16 protein-coding genes are annotated in these 24,169 nt (G+C 37.0%); 13 read left to right on the plus strand and 3 right to left on the minus strand.

Annotated features, from left to right (window positions below):
• Window positions 1-8 precede the first annotated feature (8 nt).
• The gene (locus tag CSC80_RS08350; protein WP_074670234.1) at window positions 9-1,301 is read right to left on the minus strand and encodes a hypothetical protein; all 1,293 of its coding nucleotides are present in this window, start codon (window positions 1,299-1,301) and stop codon (window positions 9-11) included.
• A gap of 230 nt (window positions 1,302-1,531) precedes the next feature.
• On the opposite strand from CSC80_RS08350, the gene CSC80_RS08355 reads away from it, so the two are divergent.
• The 5 genes from CSC80_RS08355 to CSC80_RS08375 are packed head-to-tail and all read left to right on the plus strand — an operon-like array spanning window position 1,532 to window position 4,999.
• Window positions 1,532-2,218, plus strand: coding sequence for a response regulator transcription factor (locus tag CSC80_RS08355; RefSeq protein ID WP_071340491.1), 687 nt, complete (start codon window positions 1,532-1,534; stop codon window positions 2,216-2,218).
• A complete protein-coding gene (locus tag CSC80_RS08360; protein ID WP_071340490.1) occupies window positions 2,219-3,289 on the plus strand; it encodes an ATP-binding protein in 1,071 nt (356 codons plus the stop codon). It begins immediately after the preceding gene.
• Window positions 3,290-3,341: 52 nt separating this feature from the next.
• Window positions 3,342-4,010 (plus strand): tRNA (guanosine(46)-N7)-methyltransferase TrmB, encoded by a 669-nt coding sequence (gene trmB, locus CSC80_RS08365; protein WP_071340489.1) that lies wholly within the window; start codon window positions 3,342-3,344, stop codon window positions 4,008-4,010.
• 4 nt (window positions 4,011-4,014) lie between these two features.
• The gene (locus tag CSC80_RS08370) at window positions 4,015-4,641 is read left to right on the plus strand and encodes a LysE family transporter (protein ID WP_099190987.1); all 627 of its coding nucleotides are present in this window, start codon (window positions 4,015-4,017) and stop codon (window positions 4,639-4,641) included.
• 13 nt (window positions 4,642-4,654) lie between these two features.
• Window positions 4,655-4,999: an MGMT family protein gene (locus CSC80_RS08375; RefSeq protein ID WP_099190990.1), complete on the plus strand. Its 345-nt coding sequence runs from the start codon at window positions 4,655-4,657 to the stop codon at window positions 4,997-4,999.
• 2 nt (window positions 5,000-5,001) lie between these two features.
• Here CSC80_RS08375 and CSC80_RS08380 read toward each other — a convergent pair whose 3' ends face one another.
• Complete coding sequence (locus tag CSC80_RS08380; RefSeq protein WP_099190992.1) at window positions 5,002-6,348, minus strand: ATP-binding protein; 1,347 nt, start codon at window positions 6,346-6,348, stop codon at window positions 5,002-5,004.
• The gene (locus CSC80_RS08385; RefSeq protein WP_058104951.1) at window positions 6,348-7,712 is read right to left on the minus strand and encodes a sigma-54 dependent transcriptional regulator; all 1,365 of its coding nucleotides are present in this window, start codon (window positions 7,710-7,712) and stop codon (window positions 6,348-6,350) included. Before CSC80_RS08385 ends, CSC80_RS08380 begins: the two co-directional genes overlap by 1 nt.
• Before the next feature lie 202 nt (window positions 7,713-7,914).
• Between CSC80_RS08385 and CSC80_RS08390 the strand changes: the two genes are divergently transcribed.
• From CSC80_RS08390 to CSC80_RS08425, 8 genes are all read left to right on the plus strand, one after another.
• The gene (locus tag CSC80_RS08390; protein WP_099190994.1) at window positions 7,915-9,267 is read left to right on the plus strand and encodes a TolC family protein; all 1,353 of its coding nucleotides are present in this window, start codon (window positions 7,915-7,917) and stop codon (window positions 9,265-9,267) included.
• A gap of 8 nt (window positions 9,268-9,275) precedes the next feature.
• A complete protein-coding gene (locus tag CSC80_RS08395; RefSeq protein WP_343224343.1) occupies window positions 9,276-10,583 on the plus strand; it encodes an efflux RND transporter periplasmic adaptor subunit in 1,308 nt (435 codons plus the stop codon).
• A 146-nt stretch (window positions 10,584-10,729) separates the two neighbouring features.
• Window positions 10,730-11,425, plus strand: a complete 696-nt coding sequence (locus CSC80_RS08400) for an ABC transporter ATP-binding protein (RefSeq protein WP_058104953.1) — start codon at window positions 10,730-10,732, stop codon at window positions 11,423-11,425.
• Window positions 11,426-11,572: 147 nt separating this feature from the next.
• Window positions 11,573-13,990 carry an ABC transporter permease gene (locus CSC80_RS08405; protein ID WP_099190996.1) on the plus strand — a complete coding sequence of 806 codons (2,418 nt, stop codon included), beginning with the start codon at window positions 11,573-11,575 and terminating at the stop codon, window positions 13,988-13,990.
• Window positions 13,991-14,013: 23 nt separating this feature from the next.
• Window positions 14,014-16,488, plus strand: a complete 2,475-nt coding sequence (locus CSC80_RS08410) for an ABC transporter permease (RefSeq protein ID WP_099190998.1) — start codon at window positions 14,014-14,016, stop codon at window positions 16,486-16,488.
• Window positions 16,489-16,590: 102 nt separating this feature from the next.
• Window positions 16,591-18,936, plus strand: coding sequence for an ABC transporter permease (locus CSC80_RS08415; protein ID WP_099191000.1), 2,346 nt, complete (start codon window positions 16,591-16,593; stop codon window positions 18,934-18,936).
• A 152-nt stretch (window positions 18,937-19,088) separates the two neighbouring features.
• The gene (locus CSC80_RS08420) at window positions 19,089-21,521 is read left to right on the plus strand and encodes an ABC transporter permease (RefSeq protein WP_099191002.1); all 2,433 of its coding nucleotides are present in this window, start codon (window positions 19,089-19,091) and stop codon (window positions 21,519-21,521) included.
• A 36-nt stretch (window positions 21,522-21,557) separates the two neighbouring features.
• Window positions 21,558-23,987 (plus strand): ABC transporter permease, encoded by a 2,430-nt coding sequence (locus CSC80_RS08425; protein WP_099191004.1) that lies wholly within the window; start codon window positions 21,558-21,560, stop codon window positions 23,985-23,987.
• Window positions 23,988-24,169: the final 182 nt, after the last annotated feature.

The raw sequence follows: 24,169 nt of genomic DNA on the forward strand, positions 1-24,169 counted from the left end.
TGTTTGGTTTAGAAACCTAAGCTAGCTTTAGAGTTAGCATAAGTCCAAGAAAATGCCGATGTTTCAGCACCAACAGTTCCTTCTGTAACAGCAGATGAAAAAGTAGCGGCATCAGCTTCAAAAGTAGTGCTGTCAGTAGTATCGTTAAATACTTCAGAAGAGCTGGTAACACCTGTTGGTAAAACTATTTCCCAGTTTGTCAATACTAATGTACCGGCAGTATAGTTTGCAGCAACACCTTCGTTATCCAATTCAACATCGGAAAGTACTAAATCGGTACCTATACCTGTAAAACCAGTTACTAAGATATTGTTGTTAGTACCTTGTGCATTTGATCTGAAATCAGCGATTTCACCTCCAGCAACATTATCGTCAAGTCCTATCAAAGTGGCATTTGTTAATGTGTATGCACCTTGTAAAGAGCCTTCTGGACCATCAATTTCTAATGCATGGTCAGAAATACCACCTTGTACAACTACTGCATTGTCAATAGTACCGGAGTAAGCTTGGTCAATATCAAGACCATCATCACCTTGTGCCCATACGAATAGGTTGGTTGCGTTTACTGTACCACCGAAGAATTCTACGCCATCATCAACATTACCAACAACTTCGATGTTATCTACAGTCGTTCCTGTACCTACAGCACCTAAAGTAAGTCCGTTGATTTCATTTCCTTCACCTATTAAAGCACCACCGTGACGAATTGAAATGTACTGTAATGTACCAGAATCATCTGCAGCATCACTACCACCATATAATCCCTTGTCACCATCAGTATCAGTAGGAATTCCTTCAATTTGTGCAGATTCGGCATCACCATCAAAAGATGCAGGTGCATTACCTAACACGATTAAACCACCCCAAAGACCGCGATCATTTTGGTCAAGGTTTGTTCCGGCAGTTTCACCAATTTCTATATTGTCAGCAGCAGAAGTGAATACAATAGGTTGAGTAGCAGTACCTACAGCTTCAATTTTACTACCTCTTGTAACTACTAGTACAGAAGCGTTAGCACCAGAACCAGCATTAGCTTTTATAATTGTACCCGCCTCAATAGTAAGGGTAGCCCCTTCGGTAACGAAAACTCTACCATCTAAGTTCACTATTTTGTCGGCTGTCCATGTAACATCGGTTGTAATGTCATCAGTTACGGTAATGGAAGTTTCTACTTCAGTTTCAGTTGTAACCGTATCAACCACAATTACTTCTTTTTCAACTTCTACAACAGTTTCTTTTTCACAAGATGCTGCAGCAATAATAGCGGTAACTGTAGCAAGTGACCAAATAATTTTTTTCATCGTTTCTTTTTAAATTTATTAATTTAATTAGGTTGGCAATTGTGTTCTAAGCACATAAAATTTAATTGCACGGCAAAGAAAGAGATGGGTTGTAATGTTCGGGTTAGATCCATGTTAAACATTTATTTTGATAATGTTATCTAAATGTTACTACATTAAATGAATGTTAACTACCTTATCAGTAATAGTATTATCTTTACTTTTGAGCGAATCAATCCATTTTAAAAACCATGAAAAAGAAGGATATTAGGATACTTTTAGTTGACGATGAACCAGACATCCTAGAGATTATAGGTTATAATCTATCCGCAGAAGGATACGACGTTTATACTGCTAAGAACGGTACGGACGGTGTTGCGAAGGCTAAGAAAAAACTGCCACATCTTATTATGTTAGATGTAATGATGCCAGAGATGGACGGTATAGAGGCCTGTGAAATCTTAAGAAGAACACCGGGTATGGAAAGTACCATAATAACCTTTTTGACCGCTAGGGGAGAAGATTATTCTCAAGTAGCCGGTTTTGATGCCGGGGCAGATGATTACATTACCAAACCTATTAAGCCTAAAGTTTTGGTAAGTAAGGTAAACGCACTTCTTCGAAGAATTAAAAATGAGGAAAACGCTCAAGAAGATATTACCAAGGTGGGTGATATTGTCATTAACAGGGAAGAATATAAGATCATTAAAAAAGGTAAAGAGATTATTTTACCAAGAAAAGAATTTGAATTGTTGGCCTTGTTAACGTCTAAACCTAGTAAAGTATTTAAACGAGAAGTCATTCTTGATAAAGTTTGGGGTAATGAAGTGGTTGTTGGTGGTAGAACAATAGACGTACACATTAGAAAGCTCCGTGAGAAAATAGGTGAAGACCATTTTAAAACCGTAAAGGGAGTAGGATATAAGTTTGTACTCTAAATGGCAGCGCCTTTACGTTCAAAAAAATCATATCGCTTTGCATTTCGATCATCGCTTTATATTGTAATAATTGGCATTTCTGTATTGGCCGTATTACAATGGAGGTTTAGTACCATAAATTGGGGTATTTTGATGTTTGCGGCACTGTTTTTCTTTGTTATCTCCTTTATAACATTGCAGTTAAGGATAGAAAAATTCATTTATAAACGTATTAAGAAAATATACGATGATGTTGAATTGTTAGAGTCCAGTACCATACCCTCGTATCCTGTAACAACGGATATGAGAACTCTAACCGCAGAAATAGAAAAGTTTGCCAAGGACAAAAGAATTGAAATTGATACCTTAAAGATTCGTGAAGAATACCGTAAAGATTTTTTGGGCAATGTTTCCCACGAGCTAAAAACACCATTATTTACGGTACAAGGTTATATAGAGACCTTGTTAGATGGTGCCATTGATGATAAGAACGTACGCAAGAAATATTTAATACGAGCAAATAAAGCAGTAGATCGTTTAATTTATATCGTAAAAGATCTAGACCTTATTACAAAGTTAGAAGTGGGGGATCTTAATCTTGAAAAACGTTCTTTTGATATTATAGATTTAATACAGAGTGTTTTTGATCTATTGGAAATGAAAGCGGCAAAGAAGAACATCACCCTTACTTTTGATATGGAATATATTGATCCCATATTTGTCTTTGCCGATAAAGAAAAGATTCAACAGGTTCTTACCAATTTGTTGGTAAATTCCATTAAATACGGCAACTTTAACGGAACTACAGAAGTGAGCGTAGAAAATCTTGTCAAGAACAAGGTTATTGTAAGGGTGACCGATAATGGAGAAGGTATACCGGCAGTACATATACCAAGACTTTTTGAACGTTTTTACAGGGTAGATCAAAGTGGTAGCCGTCGTGAAGGCGGTTCTGGCTTGGGGCTTGCCATAGTAAAACATGTTATAGAGGCACATGGCGAAAAAATCTACGTAGAAAGTGCCGTAGAGGTAGGATCTGAGTTTTCTTTTACTTTAGAGAAAAGTATCGTTCAAATAGAGGAAGTACAATAATCGCTAACCCTTGCTTTTTTCTTAGATTTGCCCCAGTTTAGATGTAATCATTGTGGGAAGTAAGAATAAGTTAAAAAGATTTCAGGAAAACGAGACGTTTTCAAATGTAATTCAGCCAACCAGAGAAGAGGTGGTAGGTGGTTTTCCATTAAAGGGAAAATGGAATACACACTTTAAAAATGACAATCCTATTGTTTTGGAATTGGGTTGTGGTAAGGGTGAGTATACCGTTGGCTTGGCAAAGAAATTTCCAAACAAGAATTTTATTGGTATTGATATCAAAGGTGCCCGTTTTTGGAAAGGAGCCAAAGAAGCTATTGAAGGTGATTTACCCAATGTTTGCTTTATACGAACACAAATAGAACTGATCGATCATATTTTTGGTGCGGCCGAAGTTTCTGAAATCTGGATTACCTTTCCTGATCCGCAAATAAAATATAAGCGTACAAAGCACCGTATGACCAATGCTACATTTTTGGAGCGCTATAAACAAGTTTTAAAACCAGAAGGAACGGTTAATTTAAAGACAGATAGCGAGTTTATGCACGGGTATACTTTGGGCTTATTGCATGGTCTTGGTTTAGAGGTACTGTATGCTAACCATGATGTATACAAAAATGAAGGCAGTCCTAAAGAGGTTTTAGAAATACAGACTTTCTATGAAAATCAGTATCTTGAAAAGGGAAAGCCTATAACCTTTGTTAGGTTCAGGGTAAACTAAATCAATGCAACAACTACCAACCTTGTTTGTTTTTACTTTTGGTGCAGCTTTTATTGCATCATTGCCACCAGGTCTGCTCAACTTAAATGCAGCCAAGACCAGTGTGGAGAAAGGTAAGGCAAATGGTATTATTTTTGGATTGGGAGTAGCACTGGCCGTAATGCTACAGACCTATATTGCTGTACGTATCGCCAAACTAATATCAAGAAATCAACATGTTATAGAGGTGTTGCTACAATTGGCATTGGGTATCTTTTTTATATTGGCGATCGTGTTTTTTATCAAAGGGAGAAATCAGAAAAGTAAACCCTTAATGTTGGTGGAGACCAAAAAACGAAACAGTTTTTCAAAAGGGGTGTTCTTGGCACTCATTAACCTACTGGCCATACCTTATTACAGCGGACTTAATACTGTGTTTCACTCTCAGGGTATTATGACCTATGAAATTATAGATGAGGTGCTATTTATATTGGCAACGGGTAGTGGTACTTTTTTGGCAATGTATTTATATGTTATTTATTTCAATAGATGGGAGCATAGAGCGGCTTCATTCTCTAAGAACAGTAATTATATTTTAAGCGGATTAATGGTATTGCTATTTATCATCACTGCTTTTCGATTATTTAATTAAACAATAGGATGCCATGAAACCTGAAAATGAGAATTTCTTTGAAAGAGTATATCAGGTGGCACGGTTAATTCCTGAAGGTAGGGTAACTTCCTATGGTGCCATTGCCAAATATTTAGGTGCGGCACGTAGTGCAAGAATGGTAGGTTGGGCAATGAACGCATCTCACAATATGGATGATATACCTGCACATAGGGTCGTCAATAAGGCTGGGATATTAACCGGAAAACACCATTTTGACGGTACCAACCTTATGCAACAATTGTTAGAGGCAGAAGGTGTTCAAATTAAAGATCTGCAAATAGTGGATTTAGATAAACATTTCTGGGACCCGTTTACTGAGCTCAAAGCAGAATTGTAATGCTATTGAAAGGTTAACGTAAACGTCGTTGTTTCATTTGATGTTACACGTATTGATCCCCCATGTAAACGCATAATCTGTTTGCTTAAACTAAGCCCTATTCCGGTACCAGTACTTTTGGTCGTAAAAAAAGGAACAAAAACTTCATCTAACATTTCAGGAGAAATACCAGGACCATTATCCGTTACGGTAATATATTTCTTGCCTTGTGGAGATTCACCTGCCGTGATCACTATTTTTCCTTCTTCTTGACCTTCTAACGCTTGTTGTGCATTTTTTCCCAGATTTAGGAGTATTTGGGTAAGTTGTTTTTCATCAATATACAGTTCTAGATCTTCAGGTTCTGCGACTACCTCAAGAGTGATGTCGTGTGCATTGGTATATTCTTGTAGTAGGAGGCGTACTTTTTCTAAAATTTTGGTCGCTGGTATTAGCTCCCTGTCAGGTTCAGGTACACTTAAAAAAGTACGGTAAGACTGTACAAAACTCATAAGGTCATTGCCCTGTTCTTTAATGACCTCAAGACCTTTGGCGGAATTCTTTATTTGTAGTTCTCCAAATTCTTCTGGGGTAGTCAGTTCATTTCCTTTCTTAAAGTATTTTAAAATAGATTCAGAAATAGAGGTTATTGGTGTAATGGTATTCATGATTTCATGCGTAAGTACACGTATAAGCTTTGCCCAAGAATCGGTTTCTCTGTCATCCAATTCTTTTTGTATATCATGAACGACGACTAATAGTAGTTGCTGTCCTTCAATGGAAATTGGGGTGCATTTTAACGTTAGCTCTTTTTTTCCTCGTTCATTGCCAAGTGAGTGTATGGTACTTTCAAACGGTTGTAGATTTTCAAACAATCCATAAAGACCAGGGTCTATCTGCTTTAATTGCTTTACATGGTTTAAAGGTCTGTAATTGAGCAAATCTTGCACGGTAGGGTTGGCATAGAGAATGTGTCCTTTATCATTAACGGTAAAAATGCCAATATCCGCTTGTCGTAAAATCTCTTGGTAGTATTGTTCTTGCGCCTGTTTTTTAAGGTGAATATCTTGAATCATATTGTTTAACATATTCAAACTATGGTTCAATTCTTCAATAGACTTTACGCTTAGTTTTTCGGGAAAGCGTAGGGTAAAATCCTCATTTTTTATAGCATCAAAAAAATAGGCTATTTTTCTATTCGTCTGGTTTACGTAATGTATAAGAGCGTATACCAATCCTATAAATACAACGGTTAAAATAACACCGAGTAAATACTGTTCTTTAGAAAAAAGAAAAGCGGTACAAAGTGCACAAATAGCAATGAGAACAATGCGAAATACAAGTTGGTAGTATATGCTTTTGCTGACCATTATTTCCCTGATTTTTTAAGTTTATTGTAAAGTGTTTGTCTGGAAATACCCAATTGGTCCGCTGCGGCACTGTAATTACCGTCATTGTCGTTAAGGGCTTTGGTTATCATCAACAATTCCATTTCTTCAAGGGTTTTTGGTCCGGCTTCCATTGCAACGGCTGGTTTTGCGTCCAATAAAAAATCAGTTGGTTTTAGTACATTTCCTTCAGATAAGATTACGGCACGTTCCATAGTATGTAGAAGTTCTCTTACGTTTCCTGGCCATGGGTAGGTTATTAGTTTTTCTTGTGCAGTTTGGTTTATTTTTAAACTTGGTTTACCATATTTGTGGGCATATTTTTTTAGAAAATAATCTGCCAAAACCAAAACGTCATTATCACGATCGCGCAATGCAGGCACCTGTACTTGAATGGTATTTATTCTATATAACAGATCTTCTCTAAAAAGTCCGTCTGCCACCATTTGCTCTAAATTACAATTGGTTGCACATACCAATCTTATATCTACAGGTATGGGTTTGTTTGATCCTACCCGTACCACCACTCTGTTTTGTATGACAGATAATAGTTTGGCTTGCATCTGCAAAGAAAGATTCCCTATTTCATCTAAGAACAAAGTACCTCCATTAGCAGCTTCAAACTTACCGGCACGGTCATCTTTGGCATCTGTAAAGGAGCCTTTTACGTGGCCAAAAAGTTCGCTCTCAAATAAATTTTCAGAAATAGAACCCATATCCACAGAAATAAAAACCTCATTATTTCGGGCAGATGATTTATGAAGTTCTCTGGCTATAAGTTCCTTTCCAGTACCGTTCTCCCCGGTTACTAGAATATTTACATCGGTTTTGGCAACTTTCTGCACAAGGCTCAGTACACTATTAAGTGCTTTTGAATTACCTATGATGTAATTGGAATTCTGATTAATAACCTGTTTTAGGTTACTCTCTTTCTGTTTTAAGTGTTGTACTTCTTTCTGTGATTTTCTAAGTTCGTAGGCAGATTTAACCGTAGTTAAAAGTCGTTCGTTATTCCAAGGTTTCAATACAAAATCTGTTGCCCCTTCTTTAATGGCTTCTACTGCAAGCTCAACGGCACCATAAGCCGTCATCATAATAACCGATATGTGCGGAGCCTTTTTCTTAATTTCTCGCAGCCAATACAATCCTTCGTTACCGGTATTCACTCCGGCAGAAAAATTCATATCCAATAATATGATATCTATTTCCTTAAGGTTGGGAAAAGATGAAAGTAAATTAGGGTTAGAAATGGTTTGTACACTTTTATATTCAAACTGTAATAGTATTTCTAATGCGCTGAGCACGCTTTTGGTATCATCTATTACAAGAATCTTGGCATCGATCATGATTACGTTCTTTTTAACTCATTTAAATCTACACATAGAAGTTTGTATTTTCATATCACTGTAAAAAATTTTGACAATATCTGTACAACATTTTTACACTGATAAAATATTGTCAAATTTTATTACAAGTTAAATACTTGTAAATCAATAAATTAAAATTATGGCACGCATATAGTATAGAGAATGGCATACCAATAAAGAAATGAACAAAAAATTTAAAATAACGACACTTTTACTGCTGACCATTTGGGCATCTGTATTTGCTCAAGAAAGTTGGACATTAGATGAATGTGTTTCATATGCCTTAGCGCATAATTTACAGTTGAATGATTTTAAGTATACCAATCAATCTAATAAAGAAACCTATAGACAATCGGTTCGTAACTTGTTGCCATCGGTAAACGCATCATCTAGTTATCTTGTTAATTATGGTAGGGCAGAAGATCCTAATACGGGAACATTTGTAAATCAGGATTTCTACTCTAATAATTATTCGTTGGAGTCTTCCATTGATTTGTTTCAGGGATTTCAAAAAATAAATGCCATTAAAGCATCTAAATTGTTGTTTAAAGCAACCAAAGAAGATGTATTGCAACAAAAATATTTACTGGCATTTAGGGTAATGCAAGCGTTTTATGATATTCAGTTTTTTGAAGGATTGGTAGAAATCTCAAAAGAACAGTTAACGGTTTCGCAAACCAATTACAACTTGGTAGAAAAGCAGGTAGAATTAGGCTTAAAAGCCGGTGCCGATCTTTATGAGGCAGAGTCGTTACTATTGACCGATAAATTGAACGTAACACAAAGTGCCAATCAACTGGCGACGGCAAAATTAACCTTGATCCAAGAAATGAACTTGGAGAATACCTCTGAAATTGAAATTACAAAAGAATTGCCGCAAGTGGTAACAGATGCAATGGTTAACGAAATTAAATCGGATTCTGTTTACACCGAAGCTCGCGAGTTTTTACCATTGATAAAAGCACAGGAATTAAGAGCTAAAGCAGCAAGAAAACAGGTTGCGGTCTCCAGAGGAAGATTGTATCCGTCACTTTCTTTCTTTGCAGGAATTGGTACTGGGTATTTTGAAACTACGAGAGACACGCTTGGCAAAACCTTACCGTTTAGGCAACAATTTAGGGACAATACTTCGCAGTATATTGGAGTGAATTTGAGTGTGCCCATTAGTAACGGTTGGTCTGCACGATCACAGGTGAAGCAATCTAAAATAGAAAAGCTTCGTGCAGAGAATAATTTAAAGACACAAGAGCAAGAGCTGTTTCAAACCATTCAGCAATTAGTGCAAGATTATAATTCATTATTGGTAGAATTGGTGCAGAGCAACCAAAAAATGGAAGCGCAGAATTTAGCCTTTACCATTGCTCAAAAAAGATATGAAAAAGGACTGATAAATGCTTTAGAGCTTTTTACCGCCAAAAATTTATATGCTAGTGCACAAAATGAGAATTTACAGGTAAAATTACGTTCAGAGATCAATAAAAGCACATTGGACTTTTACCGAGGACTACCAGTATTTAATATTGAAGCCAACTAAATTTTTATTTGGAACCAGCAACCAAAAACGAACAACGAACAACGAACAACGAACAAACGATTACCATGGATATAAAATTAGAAAAGAAAAAAGGATTAAAACCAAAACACTACGGTTACATTGCTCTGGGTGTATTGCTACTATTTGTAGGTTACCAACTGTTATTTGCCAGTTCGGTATCCACATTTAGAACCGAGAAAGATAAACTTTCGGTTGCTGAGGTGTCTGCAGGAAAATTCGATGATTATATTACCATTAACGGTAACGTTGCACCTATTGCAACTATTTATATGGATGCCTATGAAGGTGGTCGTGTAAGCGAAAAGTTAATAGAAGAAGGTGCTATGGTCAAAAAAGGCGATATCATCTTAAAGCTGGAAAACATGAATCTGTACGAACAGATTTTGGCGAGTGAAAGTAACCTGGCATTAAAGCAAAACGATTTAAGATCCACAAAATTGAATTTCGATTCTAGACAAGTAGAAGGTAGAAAGTCATTGGCAACGGCAAGTACAGATCTGCAGCGGTTAAAGAGAAATTACGAGCAGAACAAAGCGTTGTTCGATGAGGAATTAATATCTAGGGAAGCCTATCAACTATCAAAAGAAAACTATGAACTTTCTCAAAAGCAGCATGAAATTGTAAAGCTACAGACCGAGCAGGATGATGAGTTACGCGAAACTTCACTAAGAGGTCTAGATACAGATTTGGCACGTATGCAAAAAACATTGGGTATGGTGTACCAAAGGCTGGATCATTTAAATGTTCGCGCTCCTGCAGATGGTCAATTAGGGTTTTTAGATGCTGAAATTGGTCAGAGTATTGCCCAAGGGCAGCGTATAGGGCAGATCAACGTATTAACAGATTATAAAATAGAGGCAGATATAGACGAGCATTATATTGATCGTGTAAAAAGAGACCTTACGGCGGTTTTAGAGCGTAATGGCGCAGAATTTCCATTGCGTTTACGCAAAGTATATCCAGAAGTTAGAAATGGTAGGTTCAAGGTAGATTTAGTATTTACCGATAATAAGCCAGAGACCATACGTTCAGGACAGAGCTACAATATTAAATTACAATTGGGGGAATCTAACGATGCGCTGTTATTACCAAAAGGAAGCTTTTTTCAAAGTACCGGCGGTCAATGGATATTTGTACTAAACCCAGATGGCGGAGAAGCCATAAAAAGAAATATAAGAATAGGAAAACAGAATTCTAGATACTATGAAGTATTGGAAGGCTTGGAACCAGGGGAAAAAGTAATTACCAGTAACTACGATAATTTTGGGGAAGCGGAAAGAATTGTACTAAAATAGCTTCGGCTCCGCTCAGCTACCTTAAGTGTTTGGTTTCGAACCCTGAGCGTAGTCGAAGGGTAGAAAGTAGGAAAGAATCGTCTTAAAATAAAACTGTCACATCAGAGAATTTTCGATGTCATTATAACAATCAAAAAGAAGGAAACATGATAACCATTACAAACCTAAAAAAGAGTTTTAGAACAGAAGAAGTAGAAACCTTGGCATTGAACAGTGTCAACCTAAAAGTAGAAGATGGCGAGTTTGTTGCCATTATGGGACCATCTGGTTGTGGTAAATCTACATTATTGAATATTATTGGAATGCTAGACAACCCAACGGAGGGTAGCTACAATTTTGCAGGTAATGAAGTGGGAGGCTTAAAGGAGAGCGAGCGTACCCAACTGCGTAAGGGTAATTTAGGTTTTGTATTTCAGAGCTTTAATTTAATAGATGAACTTACCGTTTTTGAAAACGTAGAACTACCATTGATCTATTTAAAAATGGGAAAGGCAGAACGTAAGGAGAAAGTAATGAAAGTGCTGGAACGTATGAAAATAGCACATAGGGAAAAACATTTTCCGCAGCAATTATCAGGTGGTCAGCAGCAACGTGTGGCAATATCAAGAGCGGTGGTTACCAATCCTAAATTAATACTTGCCGATGAGCCAACGGGGAACTTGGATTCTAAAAACGGAATTGAGGTAATGAACTTGTTGACAGAATTAAACCAAGAAGGAACCACAATAGTAATGGTAACACACTCGGACAGGGACTCACATTACGCGCATAGAGTTGTAAATCTATTCGACGGTCAAATCGTAACTGAAAGTCAGAATAGGGCTATAGGTGCCATGATGTAGGGGAGTTTATTCATCAATCAATCATTAATTCTGTTCACTGAACAGAGCCGAAGTGAAGATTACTAATCGACCAACAAACCAAACCAACCAAGCTTATCCCTTAATCACGGATAATAATTTAATCATCGATCAATAAAAACGAGAGCCATGTTCAGAAACCATCTTAAAATAGCCTGGAGAAGTATTAAGAAGGATACGCTATTTGCCACCATTAAAATTGGTGGCTTTGCTGTTGGTATAGCGGCTTGTCTTTTAATAGCCTTATTCATTCACAATGAAGTGGGTTATGATCAGCACTATACCAAAAAAGATCAGTTATATAGGGTAGTGTTAGAAGGCATGTACAAAGGTGAAGTCATGAAAAGCACTCACTTTCAATTACCCTTTGCAGAAGCCTTGCAAAATGATTTTCCAGAAATAAAAAAGGCAGGGAAAATAAATACAATTGAAATTTTTGGGGCAGGTAAACGCGGTATTCGCTTAGCTGGGGCAGCTCAAAATAACTTGGAAACCGGATTTGTGCTTGCGGATCAAGAAGCATTTGAACTTTTGGAGGTGAAGTTGCAACAAGGTAATCCTAAAACCGCATTGGCAAATCCAAAAAGTATTGTCATATCGGAAACCAAAGCGGCAAAGTATTTTAATGAGGATAAAATTTTGGGCGAAACCATCATTTTAGATAATGATGCGAGTACTCCGTATACGGTAACCGGGATCATGAAAGACGCTCCAAAAAACTCACATCTAGCCTATGACTTTCTGTTACCCATTGAAGACACCAATGCAAACTGGACCAACCAGAATTACTTTACCTATGTGTTGGTAGATGACCATACGAACGTGCGGGAATTGGAGCAAAAAATGGTTTCTATTGTTGAAGATTATATTATTCCCGCACAGCGCGAACGAGGGCGTGCTCCAGACTTTATTGAGGTGCTTAGAACCATGAAGTACAAACTACAGCCCATAACCGATATTCATCTGTATTCGGATATTAAAATGTCAGACGGACTTAAACATGGCGATATCCGTTTTGTTTGGCTTTTTGCCGCTGTAGCCGGTTTTGTGCTATTATTGGCGGTAATCAACTTTATTAATCTTTCTACCGCAAAGTCTGCCAATAGGGCTAAAGAAGTTGGCTTAAGAAAAACCATTGGTGCTTTTAAAAGCAATTTGATAACGCAATTTTTGACCGAATCTATGATGTTTAGTTTTGTGTCTTTTCTATTAGGCGTGTTATTGGCTTGGGCATTACTGCCAACATTTAACAACATGGCATCTAAAACTATAGAAATGCCTTGGTCTGCTTGGTGGTTTGTTCCGGTAATAATAGTTGCTGCTCTTTTGGTAGGTGCTTTGGCGGGCTTGTATCCGGCATTTTATTTATCGGCATTTAAACCGGTAAATGTTTTAAAGGGAAGTCTTAGTATTGGCAGTAAAAGTGGCAAATTAAGGAGCGGACTCGTTATTTTTCAATTTACCACATCGGTAGTGCTGATCATTGCCACTTTGATTATTTACAAACAAATGGATTTTATTCTTCAAAAAGAATTGGGGTATGATAAGGAACAGGTTGTTGTTCTAGAAGGTACCGGAATCTTAGGGGAAAGTGCTGAAAATTTTAAAGAACAACTACTTCAATTGCCACAAGTGAAATCGGCTACCATTTCTAATTATTTGCCGGTAGATGGTGGTAGTAGAAACGGTAATACATTTAGAAGGGAAGATGAAGGAAATGAAGGTAGAGGTATACCTGCCCAAATCTGGAGAGTAGATTATGATTACATTAAAACGCTTGGTATTACGGTTAAAACAGGAAGAGATTTTTCTAAGCAATTTGCATCTGATGCTTTGAACTCAATTATTATAAACGCCAATATGCAACGTGAATTGGGCTTGGAAAACGCTATTGGCAAAGAACTAAACAATAACGGTCAACAGTTTAAGGTCATAGGTGTAATAGATGATTTTCATTTTAAGTCCTTAAAAGAAGATATTTCTTCGCTATCGCTCGTAATCGGTAAAGATTTAGGGTCTATATCGCTAAAGTTGGAAAAAGGAAATGTGAATGAAGCCTTGGCTTCAATTACTTCGATTTGGGATAAAAATGTGCCCAGTCAGTCCATTAATTATAGTTTTTTAGATCAAGAGTTCAGCCATATGCACGATGATGTGGAACGTATGGGTAAAATATTCAACAGTTTTGCCCTGTTCGCCATTTTAGTTGCTTGTTTAGGCTTGTTTGCACTATCTGCCTTTATGGTAGAACAACGTAAAAAAGAGATCAGCATCCGCTTGGTTTTAGGGGCTCCGTTTAAAAGCATCTATAAATTGCTTACCGTAGATTTTATGAAACTGATTATAATTTCTATCGCCATTGCCATACCTGTAGGGTGGTATTTAATGAGCCGTTGGTTAGAGGATTTTGCCTACCACATCACTATTGGTTGGGGCATATTCTTTATCGCAGGATTCATTGCATTGACCATAGCTATTTTGACCATAAGCTATCAATCTATAGGCGCTGCGCTGATACAGCCTTTAAAAAGCTTGCGTAAGGAATAATTCATCATCAAAAAACAAAAATCATGTTCAAGATCTATTTAAAAATCGCCTTTAGAAATGCATTTAGATATAAGGGCAATAGTATCATTAATATAGCTGGACTTGCAATTGGTTTAACTTGTGTTATTTTGATAGCCCTTTTTATAAACGATGAATTAAGCTATGATCGTTTTTTTAATGATGCAGACCAAGTGTATAGGGTCAATTTAAATGGTAAAATGGGCGATGATGAGTTCTATGCGGGTTATACACCTCCACCAGCAGGTGAGACTTTGGTTGCCAATTTTCCTGAAATTGAAAGTTATACTCGTATATACAGACCCGGGGTTGATGTTCTTGAATATTCCAATGGTTCTGAAAAACAAATTTTCAACGAAGAAAACATGTTTGCGGTAGATGCCAATTTTTTAGAGGTTTTAAGCTATCCTATGTTAAAGGGTGATCCCATAAAAAGTTTGCAAGAAGGGAACAGTGTAGTTATAACCAATAGTATTGCAGAGAAATATTTTGGAGATGCAGATCCGCTTGGTAAAATTCTTTTTTATGGAAAGGAAAGAACACCGTTGAAGGTTACGGGTGTTTTAGAAGATATGGACAATCTACAAACTTCTGTAGAATTTGATATACTAGTTCCTGTTTCAAATTTTTCAAATGTAAAACGATTTAATTGGAGTTGGGTATGGTTACAAATGGCTACTTATGTGAAATTAACTGAAAAAGCAGCGGAAAACCCAGAAGTGATTAATCATTTAGAATCACAGTTTCCTGAATTGATTAGGTTACATGCAGCAAATGCTTTTGACAGGATAGGGCAGCCGTATGAAGAGTTTTTGGAAAATGGGAACAAATGGGATTTACACTTGCAGGCACTAACCGATATTCATCTACATTCTAATGATATTGAATCTGCAATTACTGAACAGAACAGTGTTAAGAATTTATACATTTTTGCAATAATTGCGTTTTTTATTATAATACTGGCCTCGGTTAATTTTGTCAATTTAGCTACAGCGCAGGCCTCTAAGAGAAGTAAGGAAATTGGAATTAGAAAAGTGCTGGGTTCTCCCAGAATTCAACTTATAAAACAGTTTTTGGCGGAAGCCATTTTTTATACCGTAGTATCCACGTTTTTAGCTGTAGTGTTAGTATGGGTGTTTTTGCCGTTATTTAATCAGTTAGCTGGTAAAACCATTAATTTCAATTCTATATATGATAATGGTATTTGGTTATTTATTATTTGCCTTAGTTTATTTACCGCTCTTCTGGCGGGCATTTATCCAGCGTTTTATCTAACTTCTTTTAAAGCGGCAAATGTTTTAAAAGGGGTTTCTAAAGTAGCTAACAGTAAAGACGGTTTTATTAGAAACGGATTAGTGATTTTTCAATTTACCGTTGCCATAATCATGATTATAGCAACTAGTGTTGTGTATCTGCAATTGAACTATACAAAAAACCGTGATTTAGGTTATGATAAAGAAAACTTGCTTGTAATTCGTAATGCAGAAAAATTGGACGGTAGCGAAAAAACCTTTAGATCGGAACTAGAGGCGCTATCAGAAGTAAAAAATGCCGCCGTTTCTTCAGGTATGCTTACCAGAGGTAGTTTTGGTGATTTTTACTTTCCAAAAGCATCTAATTCTGACGAAAAGGTCGCTAAGGATATTATATTACAATCTTACCTGGTTGATGAACATTTTATGAAGACCCTAGATTTAAAGTTAATAAAAGGTAGAGCGTTTGATAATTACTTCAATGATTCGTTGTCAGTTGTGATCAATGAAGCAGCAGCAAAGCAAATAGGATGGGAAAACCCTATTGGAAGAATGATTCAGTATCCTGGCGGTAAAATGGAATCATACAAAGTGGTGGGAGTTTTAAAGGACTTTAATTTAGAATCGTTGCATAGTCATATTACACCATTCGCATTGTTTTCGAATACCTCGGAGAGTTATGAAACTGGCGTTTCCTACATCACTTTAAAGGTGAGTTCGGAAAATATTGGAAAATTGATGTCTTCTATAGAAAAAAAATGGAATGACTATCAACCAAATGTGCCTTTTGAATATTCTTTTTTGGATGATGATTTAAATACCGCATATATATCAGACCAAAGACAGGCAAATTTGTTTGGGGTGTTTTCTTTCTTGACCATATTTATTGCCTGTATGGGGTTGTTGGGGTTAATAGCGTTCATAGCCCAACAGAAAACAAAAGAAATTGGGATTAGGAAAGTTTTGGGTGCAAGCATTAGTGAAATTGTACAGATGCTTGCTCGCGATTTTGTGATGGTAATTGTAATAGCCATGTTGATAGCGACACCGGTTGCATGGTATTTTATGAATAAATGGCTGCAAGATTTCGCCTATAAAATAGAAATACCTTGGTGGGTGTTTATAGTATCCGGCGGAATGGCCCTGGTCATTGCCCTTTTTACTATGGGATTTCAAGCAGTGAAGGCAGCGGTTGCAAACCCCGCTCAGAGTTTGCGAACAGAGTAAAATACATCCCATATGTTCTCTTGAAAGAAAAGTGGGTACACTATAGAATTCATCAAATCTACTCCCCTAGGTAAAGAGTAAGGGGGGCTAAAAACAAAAATCATGATCAAAAACTATTTAAAAATCGCTTGGAGAAACCTTTGGAAGAACAAGGGCTATAGTATGCTGAATATCTTTGGTTTGGCAATAGGTATCACCTGTGCAGCCATGATTTTGCTTTGGGTAGAAGATGAGGTTGGTTACGATGCTAATTTTGATAAGCAAGACGTGGTATATTATGTACCCACAAATCAGCAATATGAAGGTGAGTGGCGTACATTTCATTCAACTCCCGGTCCGTTGGCAGAAGTTTTAAAGGAAGAGGTGCCAGGTATTTTAGGTGCAGCCCGAACAAAAGAAGAAGATTTTTTATTTCAGGTAGGTGAAACGGCCATCAATAAAAATGGACGTTACGCAGATCCTGATTTTTTAAGTATGTTCAGTCTGTCATTTGTGGAAGGCAATTTAGAAACTGTTTTTGATGATGTAGATGCCATTGTTATTTCACAAGAAACGGCTACACAATTATTTGGTGAGAATATTTCAGCGATTAATAAAGTAATTAAAATAAACAACGAAGAAAGTTATACCGTTTCAGGAGTTTACGAAGATTTGCCGCACAATGTAACCTATAGTTTTGATTGGGTTGTTCCTTTTGATCACTTTGCAAAGGATAATGAATGGGTAAACGAATATGATAGAAACTTCGCGGACACTTTTGTGGAACTTTCTCCAGAAGCAAATTTTGATGTGGTCAATAATAAAGTAAAGGCAATACTACCAATGAAAACCGAGGACGATGAAACCATCGCCTTTTTATTCTCCATGAAAGATTGGCATTTACGTTCGGCATTTGAAGGCGGTAAAAATATAGGAGGACAAATAACCTATGTACGGCTGTTTAGTCTTATTGCACTCATTATTTTATTAATTGCCTGTATCAATTTTATGAACTTGGCTACGGCTCGTAGCGAGAAAAGGGCAAATGAAGTAGGGGTGCGTAAAGTTTTAGGCTCTGGGAGAAAAGGACTGATCTCTCAATTTATGGCAGAAGCGATAATCACAGCAGGGTTATCTTCCGTGTTAAGTGTGCTTTTGTTAAAGTTATTGGTGCCGCAATTTAATACCATGATCGGCAAACAATTAGCGCTAAACCTGGTAAACCCAACGCATTTGTTAACGCTGTTAGGTATCACATTGATTTGTGGCTTGGTTGCAGGCTGGTATCCGGCATTTTATTTGTCATCTTTTAAACCTGTTGACGTTTTAAAAGGAGCAAGAAGGTCAAAAGGAAGTGCCTCAATGATAAGAAAAGGGCTGGTAGCTACTCAGTTTGTGGTTTCCATAGTATTTATCATTAGCACCATTATCGTCTATCAACAAGTACAGCATGTAAAAGGTCGAGATTTAGGCTACAATAAAGAAAATCTGGTAAAAATTCCCGTTAACGGAGATATGATCAAAAACTTCAAACCTATTGAAGAAGACATGAAAGCTTCGGGGATGATAGAAAGCATCGGATTCATTAATTCTGATATTTTATCCGGTGGAAATAATACATCGGGGTTAAGCTGGCAAGGCGGTGTAGATACTGAAGATGTACTGGTATCGGTTAGAGATATTACAGTAGATTTCTTCAACACTACAGGAATGAAAATTATTGAAGGACGCGGATTTAGTAACAATCCTGCACAGGACAGTGTCAATATTATTGTCAGTGAATCTTTTGCAAAACTTATGGGTAGCGGCAGTGCCATTGGTAAAACTATAGAAGAAGATTATCCTGTGATAGGGGTTGTAAAAGATTATGTGTACGGAGATATGTATGGTTCAAGTGATCCTGTCATTTTTTTCAACGACCCTAGTCAAGCACGTTTTTTGTATGTAAAAACTACAACGGGAATAGAAACATCATTGGCACTAAATGCAATGGAAGCAACGTTGCATAAGTTTAACCCAGCGTTTCCTTTTGAATATGAATTTGTGGATGACACTTACGATGCCAAATTTAAAAGTGAGCAATTAATAGGCAACTTATCCCAGGTTTTTGCACTGCTGGCCATCCTAATATCTTGTTTGGGACTCTTTGGTTTGTCCGCTTTTACTGCGGACCAACGTAGAAAGGAAATTGGCGTACGAAAGGTGCTAGGTTCAAGTATTACAGGTATTGTGGGCTTATTATCTAAAGATTTTATGAAATTGGTAGGTGTGGCAATAATAATTGCAACGCCAATAGCCTGGTTGTTAATGCAGAATTGGTTAGAGGGTTTTGCATACAGAACTTCAATTAATGCTTGGGCGTTTATAATTGCCGGGGCGGTAGCCATTGTAATAGCGTTATTGACCATTAGTTTTCAAGCTATTAATGCAGCAAGGGTAAACCCGGTAAAAAGTCTAAGAACGGAGTAGTGGCTTTGTAAATATATTGGACATAATCTGTCTAAATATTTGACACTTAGTATTTTGTGTATTTTCATAAATAATTGAAAATCAATATTTTGTATTCTTGGCATAGAAATAGAATTTGATATTCCGTAATCAAGCATCAAAAAACGAGAACCATGTTTAAAAACTATCTAAAAATCGCCTGGAGGAGTCTAAAAAAGCAAGCCTTTTTCACTTTTCTAAACACCTTCGGTCTAGCCATAGGAATGGCGGGGGCATTAATTATATCGCTTTATATCTACGATGAGCTTAGTTATGATAAAATGTTTGCCAATGCAGATAGGATTTATCGTATAGACTCTGATATTAAATTTGGTGGAGCGGAAATTAAGGCTGGGGAATCTGCCGCACCAATGGCGGAAACCTTAAAAAGAGACTATCCACAGGTAGAAGCTTCAGTGCGTTTTAGGACCATAGGTAGTGCTTATGTAAAGAAAGTTGGGGGAAACAGAAGTGCCAAAGAAAACCATATCACTTATGCCGATTCCACTGTCTTTGAATTTTTTGGGATAGACTTACTTGCGGGTGATGCCAAAACAGCATTAACGGGGACTAACTCATTAGTGCTTACTAAAACTGCAGCAGAAAAACATTTTGGTTCTACTGATGTTATAGGTCAAAATTTATTGTTGGATAATACCGATACCTATACGGTAACCGGTGTCATAGAAGATATGCCCAAAAATTCTTATTTCAATGATTACAGTGTGTTTTTGGCAATGGCGGGCAACGTGGCATCAAGAGAAGAAAATTGGGGCGGTAATAATTATTTTACATTTATAAAGTTAATTCCCGGAGCCAAGGCTGAAGATTTTCAAGAGCCTTTACAAGGTATGTTAGAGCGTTATATGTTGCCATGGGCGCAAAAGTATTTTCCTGGTATGACGGCAGAGTCGTTTGCGGCATCCGGTAATTATATTCGGTACCACACCATGCCCTTGACCGATATTCATTTGCATTCAGATAAAAGCTCGGAAATGAGTGCAACGAGCAGTATTCAGAATATCTACATTCTTTCTTTTATTGGGCTGTTCTTGATCATATTGGCAAGTGTTAATTTTATGAATTTGTCTACGGCTCATTCGTTAAAGAGAGCTAAAGAAGTAGGGGTGCGAAAAACCTTGGGCTCAAATAAACTGAATTTGGTCTTTCAATTTTTAACCGAATCAGGATTAATTGCATTTGTGTCTTTGTTAGCGGCACTATTGATTACACTGGTAGCTTTGCCGTTTTTCAATGGCTTTACAGGTAAATCAATTGAAATTCCGTTTACGCGGCCCTTATTCTGGTTGGCACTTTTGGGGGCAACTATGTTACTTGGGCTGTTGTCAGGAAGTTATCCTGCATTTTTTATGTCGAGGTTTACACCTGTTAAAACGTTAAAAGGTAACAGTTCTGAAAGTGTGGGCAATGGTAGGGTACGTAATGCCTTGGTAATTTTTCAATTTTCAATTTCGGTATTTCTTATTATCAGCACCTTGGTAGTATTTCAGCAATTGAATTACATACAGAATAAAGATTTGGGCTTCTCCAAGGACCAAGTATTGCTAATAAATGAATTGGGTGCATTAGGGTCCAAAACCAAGGCTTTTAAAGAACAGATTGCTAATATGGGTTTTGTAGAGAGTGCTACGTTGAGCAATTATTATCCAACGCCATCTTGGCGGTCAGATACTTCGTTCTTTGAAGAAGGTTCTAGAGATCAAGAAAGTGCCATTCAAATGCAAGAGTGGGATGTAGATACAGATTATCTAAAAACTATGGAAATGGAACTGGTTGCCGGTCGTGATTTTAATCCTGCCTATGCATCAGACTCTACAGCAATTATTATCAATGAAGCTACGCTGCCTATTTTAAAAGTTACGGCAGAAGAAGCTTTAGGCATGCGTATATCCGAGGAAATGGATCAAGAAAATCCTGCCTATTATACCATAATTGGAGTGGTCAAAGACTTTCATTATAGAACGTTAAGAACGAATATAGGCGCTTTGGGAATGCATTTGAATTCAAATGCACAGAACATGGCGGTAAGAATGAGTGGTGGAAATTATGCCAATAATATTGCTGCGATAGAAAATACGTGGAACACCATGGCGCCTGGTCAACCTTTTGATTATCGTTTTATGGATGAAGCCTTTAATACCACCTACGAAGCCGAACAAAAACTGAGTCAGATATTTTTCATTTTTACTATGCTGTCCATTTTTATTGCTTGTTTGGGATTATTTGGATTAGCTGCCTTTAATGCCGAAAAACGAACAAAAGAAATCGGTGTTAGAAAAGTGTTGGGAGCTACTGTAAGTCAAATTTCTTACCGACTTACGGTAGATTTCCTAAAATTAGTGGGCGTAGCCATATTGATTTCTTTGCCCATAGGCTGGTTTGTCATGAATAAATGGCTTGAAGATTTCTCATACAGAATTGAGATTGGTGTTGGGGTATTCCTGTTGGCGGCTGTGCTTGCCATTATCGTAGCAATACTAACGGTTAGCTACCAAAGTATAAAAGCGGCAATTGTAAATCCTGTTAAGAGTTTACGGTCAGAGTAAGCAAAGCATCAAACTTCATCAATCAAAAAGAACATCATGTTAAAGAATTATATCAAAATAGCTTGGCGTAATTTAATAAAGAACAAGCAGCAAACTATCATCAACTTATTGGGTCTTACGCTTGGTACCGTAAGCTGTTTAGTAATATTGTTATATGTATTTGCGCAGTTGGGTTATGATCAGCACCATACCGAGGCATCATCAATTTATAGGGTGGAGACAATTATAGATCGTGATGGTCAAGAATCTTTTGACTCCGCCACCTCGTCACCACCAATAGCATTTGCATTAAAAGAAGATTTTGCCGAGGTAGAAGAAGCAACCAGAGTTGTATTGACCGATGCATTTTACAGTCCACTAATAAGAGCGACAAATAGTAAAGATGCTTACTATGAACCAAGGGTCTATTTGGCAGATTCAACTTTTTTCAAAGTATTCAATTTTAAAATACTTGAAGGTGATGTAAAAACGGCTTTAGATGAACCTAATACCGTAATGCTGTCATCATACTTGTCCGATAAGTTATTCGGCAAAACCAGTCCTTTGGACAAAACTGTAGTTTGGGGCAGTGGGGAAAGTGCATTAACCCTTACCGTAAAAGGAGTTTATGATGAAAAGGCTTATAAAACGCATTTTAATCCTAGTTACATTGTAAGCATGAGTACCCCGGGAATGGGAACCTTTGTGCAGAACTTCCAGAGCTTTGCCACCAATAATTTTGCCTACAGTTATGTGAAATTGACCTCAAATGGTAGTGGTTTAGGTCTTCAACGGAAATTGCCCCAGTTTATGGAAGATAGAGGAGCGCAAGATTTAAAAGATGCCGGTATGAGCAGTAAGACGCTAGAGCTTACAAAGGTTACTGATATTCACCTGTACTCCAACGGTAGAAAAAATCAGCTGGGTCGCGTATCCAATAGTACCTACCTTTATTTTTTACTGAGTTTGGCATTTTTTATACAATTGGTGGCATGTATTAATTTTATAAATCTTAGTACGGCTAGGGCTAGTAAAAGGGCGCGTGAAATTGGGGTTAGAAAAGTAGTTGGCGCAGGTAAAAATGCATTAATGCGACAATTTTTGGGCGAGTCTTTGTTACTGTCCATATTCGCCATGTTGATCAGTATTCCTATAGTTATATTGCTTTTGCCATTTGTAAATGAAGTTACACAGGAATCATTGACCTATACAAGTTTGTACCAATGGCAGATTTTGGTAATATTATTGGCTATAGGCGTAATTACAGGTTTGGCTTCAGGTGTTTATCCTGCTATTGTCCTATCTTCTATAAAACCGGTGAGAGCATTAAAAAGTTCGGCTATTTTACAATCTGGTAGCGTTACGTTTAGAAAAGCTTTAGTAGTATTTCAATTTGTAATTTCTATATGTTTAATAAGTACGGTAATTATTATAGGCCAACAGTTTAAATATGCCCAAACCAAAGACTTAGGTTATAAGAAAGATAACCTTTTGGCATTGCGGGTAGGGACCGAAGAATCATCTAATAAGTTTGAATCTTTAAAAGCATCATTTTTAAAAGTACCGGGCGTATTACAAGTGTCAAGTGGAAATTATTCGCCGTCGGAAATTATATTGGCAGATAATGGATTTTACTTGCCTGGCGGAAATAAGGAAAATAAAACAGTGGTAAAACGTAACGGCGTTAGCGATGGCTATTTTAACACCATGGGTATAGAATTGTTGAAAGGTAGGGATTTCAATGCTGCCGATACCGTAGACCAGATCATAGTGAACGAGGCTACGTTAAAGGCTTTTAATATTGATATTGAAAACGCGTTAAGTGCCACTTTAATGCAAAGTTATGGCGATGAAATTGATGAATTACGAATTATAGGTGTGGTAAAAAACTATCATTTTGCTTCCTTAAAAGAAGAGATTCAGCCATTGTTCTTGCATAAGGAAACGGATCCTAATTGGCTGTTTATTAAGGCAAACACAGAAAATTATGGTCAGTTGCTACAAGGTTTGGAACAACAATGGAAATCTACGTTAAGTAACATCCCTTTTGATTATAGATTTGTAGATAAAGAAGTAGAAAAGTTATATGAAGAAGAAAAGCGTTTAGGGTTTATCTCTGTAGGATTTACCATTTTAGCAATATTCATAAGCTGCTTGGGCTTATTTGGACTTATCTCCTATGTAGCGGAGCAAAAGAAAAAAGAAATAGGTGTGCGCAAAGTGTTGGGCGCAAGTGTACGGTCAGTAGTTAAATTACTAACTAAAGACTTTATTAAATTGGTACTCATTGCTTTTGTATTAGCATCACTAATAGCCTATTACTTTATCTCTAGATGGTTAGAGGGTTTTACGTATCGTATTGAAATTAAGTGGTGGGTGTTTTTGGCAAGTGGTGTACTTGTTATGGTAATCACATTTTTGACTGTGGGACTGCAATCATTAAAATCAGCAGCAGCAAATCCCGTAAAAAGCTTGCGTTCAGAGTAATTTTTGAAATGTATGGTCAAAACTTGGTTTTGCATTGATGACAATGGTGTAACATTCTAATTTTTAAGTAGTCATTGTAAATATATTGTACATCTTTTGTCAAAATATTTTACACACGAAAATGCACTGTCATTTTAAGTAGTTGATAATTAGATGTTTACTATAGTGGCACGGAATTAGTT

This window comes from Maribacter sp. 6B07, assembly GCF_002700155.1.
Taxonomy (GTDB): domain Bacteria; phylum Bacteroidota; class Bacteroidia; order Flavobacteriales; family Flavobacteriaceae; genus Maribacter; species Maribacter dokdonensis.

Coding starts and splice junctions, on each gene's coding strand:
- CSC80_RS08350 (WP_074670234.1), bottom strand. CDS start 1,301: ATGAAAAAAATTATTTGGTCACTTGCTACAGTTACCGCTATTATTGCT.
- CSC80_RS08405 (WP_099190996.1), top strand. CDS start 11,573: ATGTTCAGAAACCATCTTAAAATAGCCTGGAGAAGTATTAAGAAGGAT.
- CSC80_RS08400 (WP_058104953.1), top strand. CDS start 10,730: ATGATAACCATTACAAACCTAAAAAAGAGTTTTAGAACAGAAGAAGTA.
- CSC80_RS08370 (WP_099190987.1), top strand. CDS start 4,015: ATGCAACAACTACCAACCTTGTTTGTTTTTACTTTTGGTGCAGCTTTT.
- CSC80_RS08360 (WP_071340490.1), top strand. CDS start 2,219: ATGGCAGCGCCTTTACGTTCAAAAAAATCATATCGCTTTGCATTTCGA.
- CSC80_RS08390 (WP_099190994.1), top strand. CDS start 7,915: ATGAACAAAAAATTTAAAATAACGACACTTTTACTGCTGACCATTTGG.
- CSC80_RS08420 (WP_099191002.1), top strand. CDS start 19,089: ATGTTTAAAAACTATCTAAAAATCGCCTGGAGGAGTCTAAAAAAGCAA.
- CSC80_RS08410 (WP_099190998.1), top strand. CDS start 14,014: ATGTTCAAGATCTATTTAAAAATCGCCTTTAGAAATGCATTTAGATAT.
- CSC80_RS08425 (WP_099191004.1), top strand. CDS start 21,558: ATGTTAAAGAATTATATCAAAATAGCTTGGCGTAATTTAATAAAGAAC.
- CSC80_RS08415 (WP_099191000.1), top strand. CDS start 16,591: ATGATCAAAAACTATTTAAAAATCGCTTGGAGAAACCTTTGGAAGAAC.
- CSC80_RS08355 (WP_071340491.1), top strand. CDS start 1,532: ATGAAAAAGAAGGATATTAGGATACTTTTAGTTGACGATGAACCAGAC.
- CSC80_RS08380 (WP_099190992.1), bottom strand. CDS start 6,348: ATGGTCAGCAAAAGCATATACTACCAACTTGTATTTCGCATTGTTCTC.
- CSC80_RS08375 (WP_099190990.1), top strand. CDS start 4,655: ATGAAACCTGAAAATGAGAATTTCTTTGAAAGAGTATATCAGGTGGCA.
- CSC80_RS08385 (WP_058104951.1), bottom strand. CDS start 7,712: ATGATCGATGCCAAGATTCTTGTAATAGATGATACCAAAAGCGTGCTC.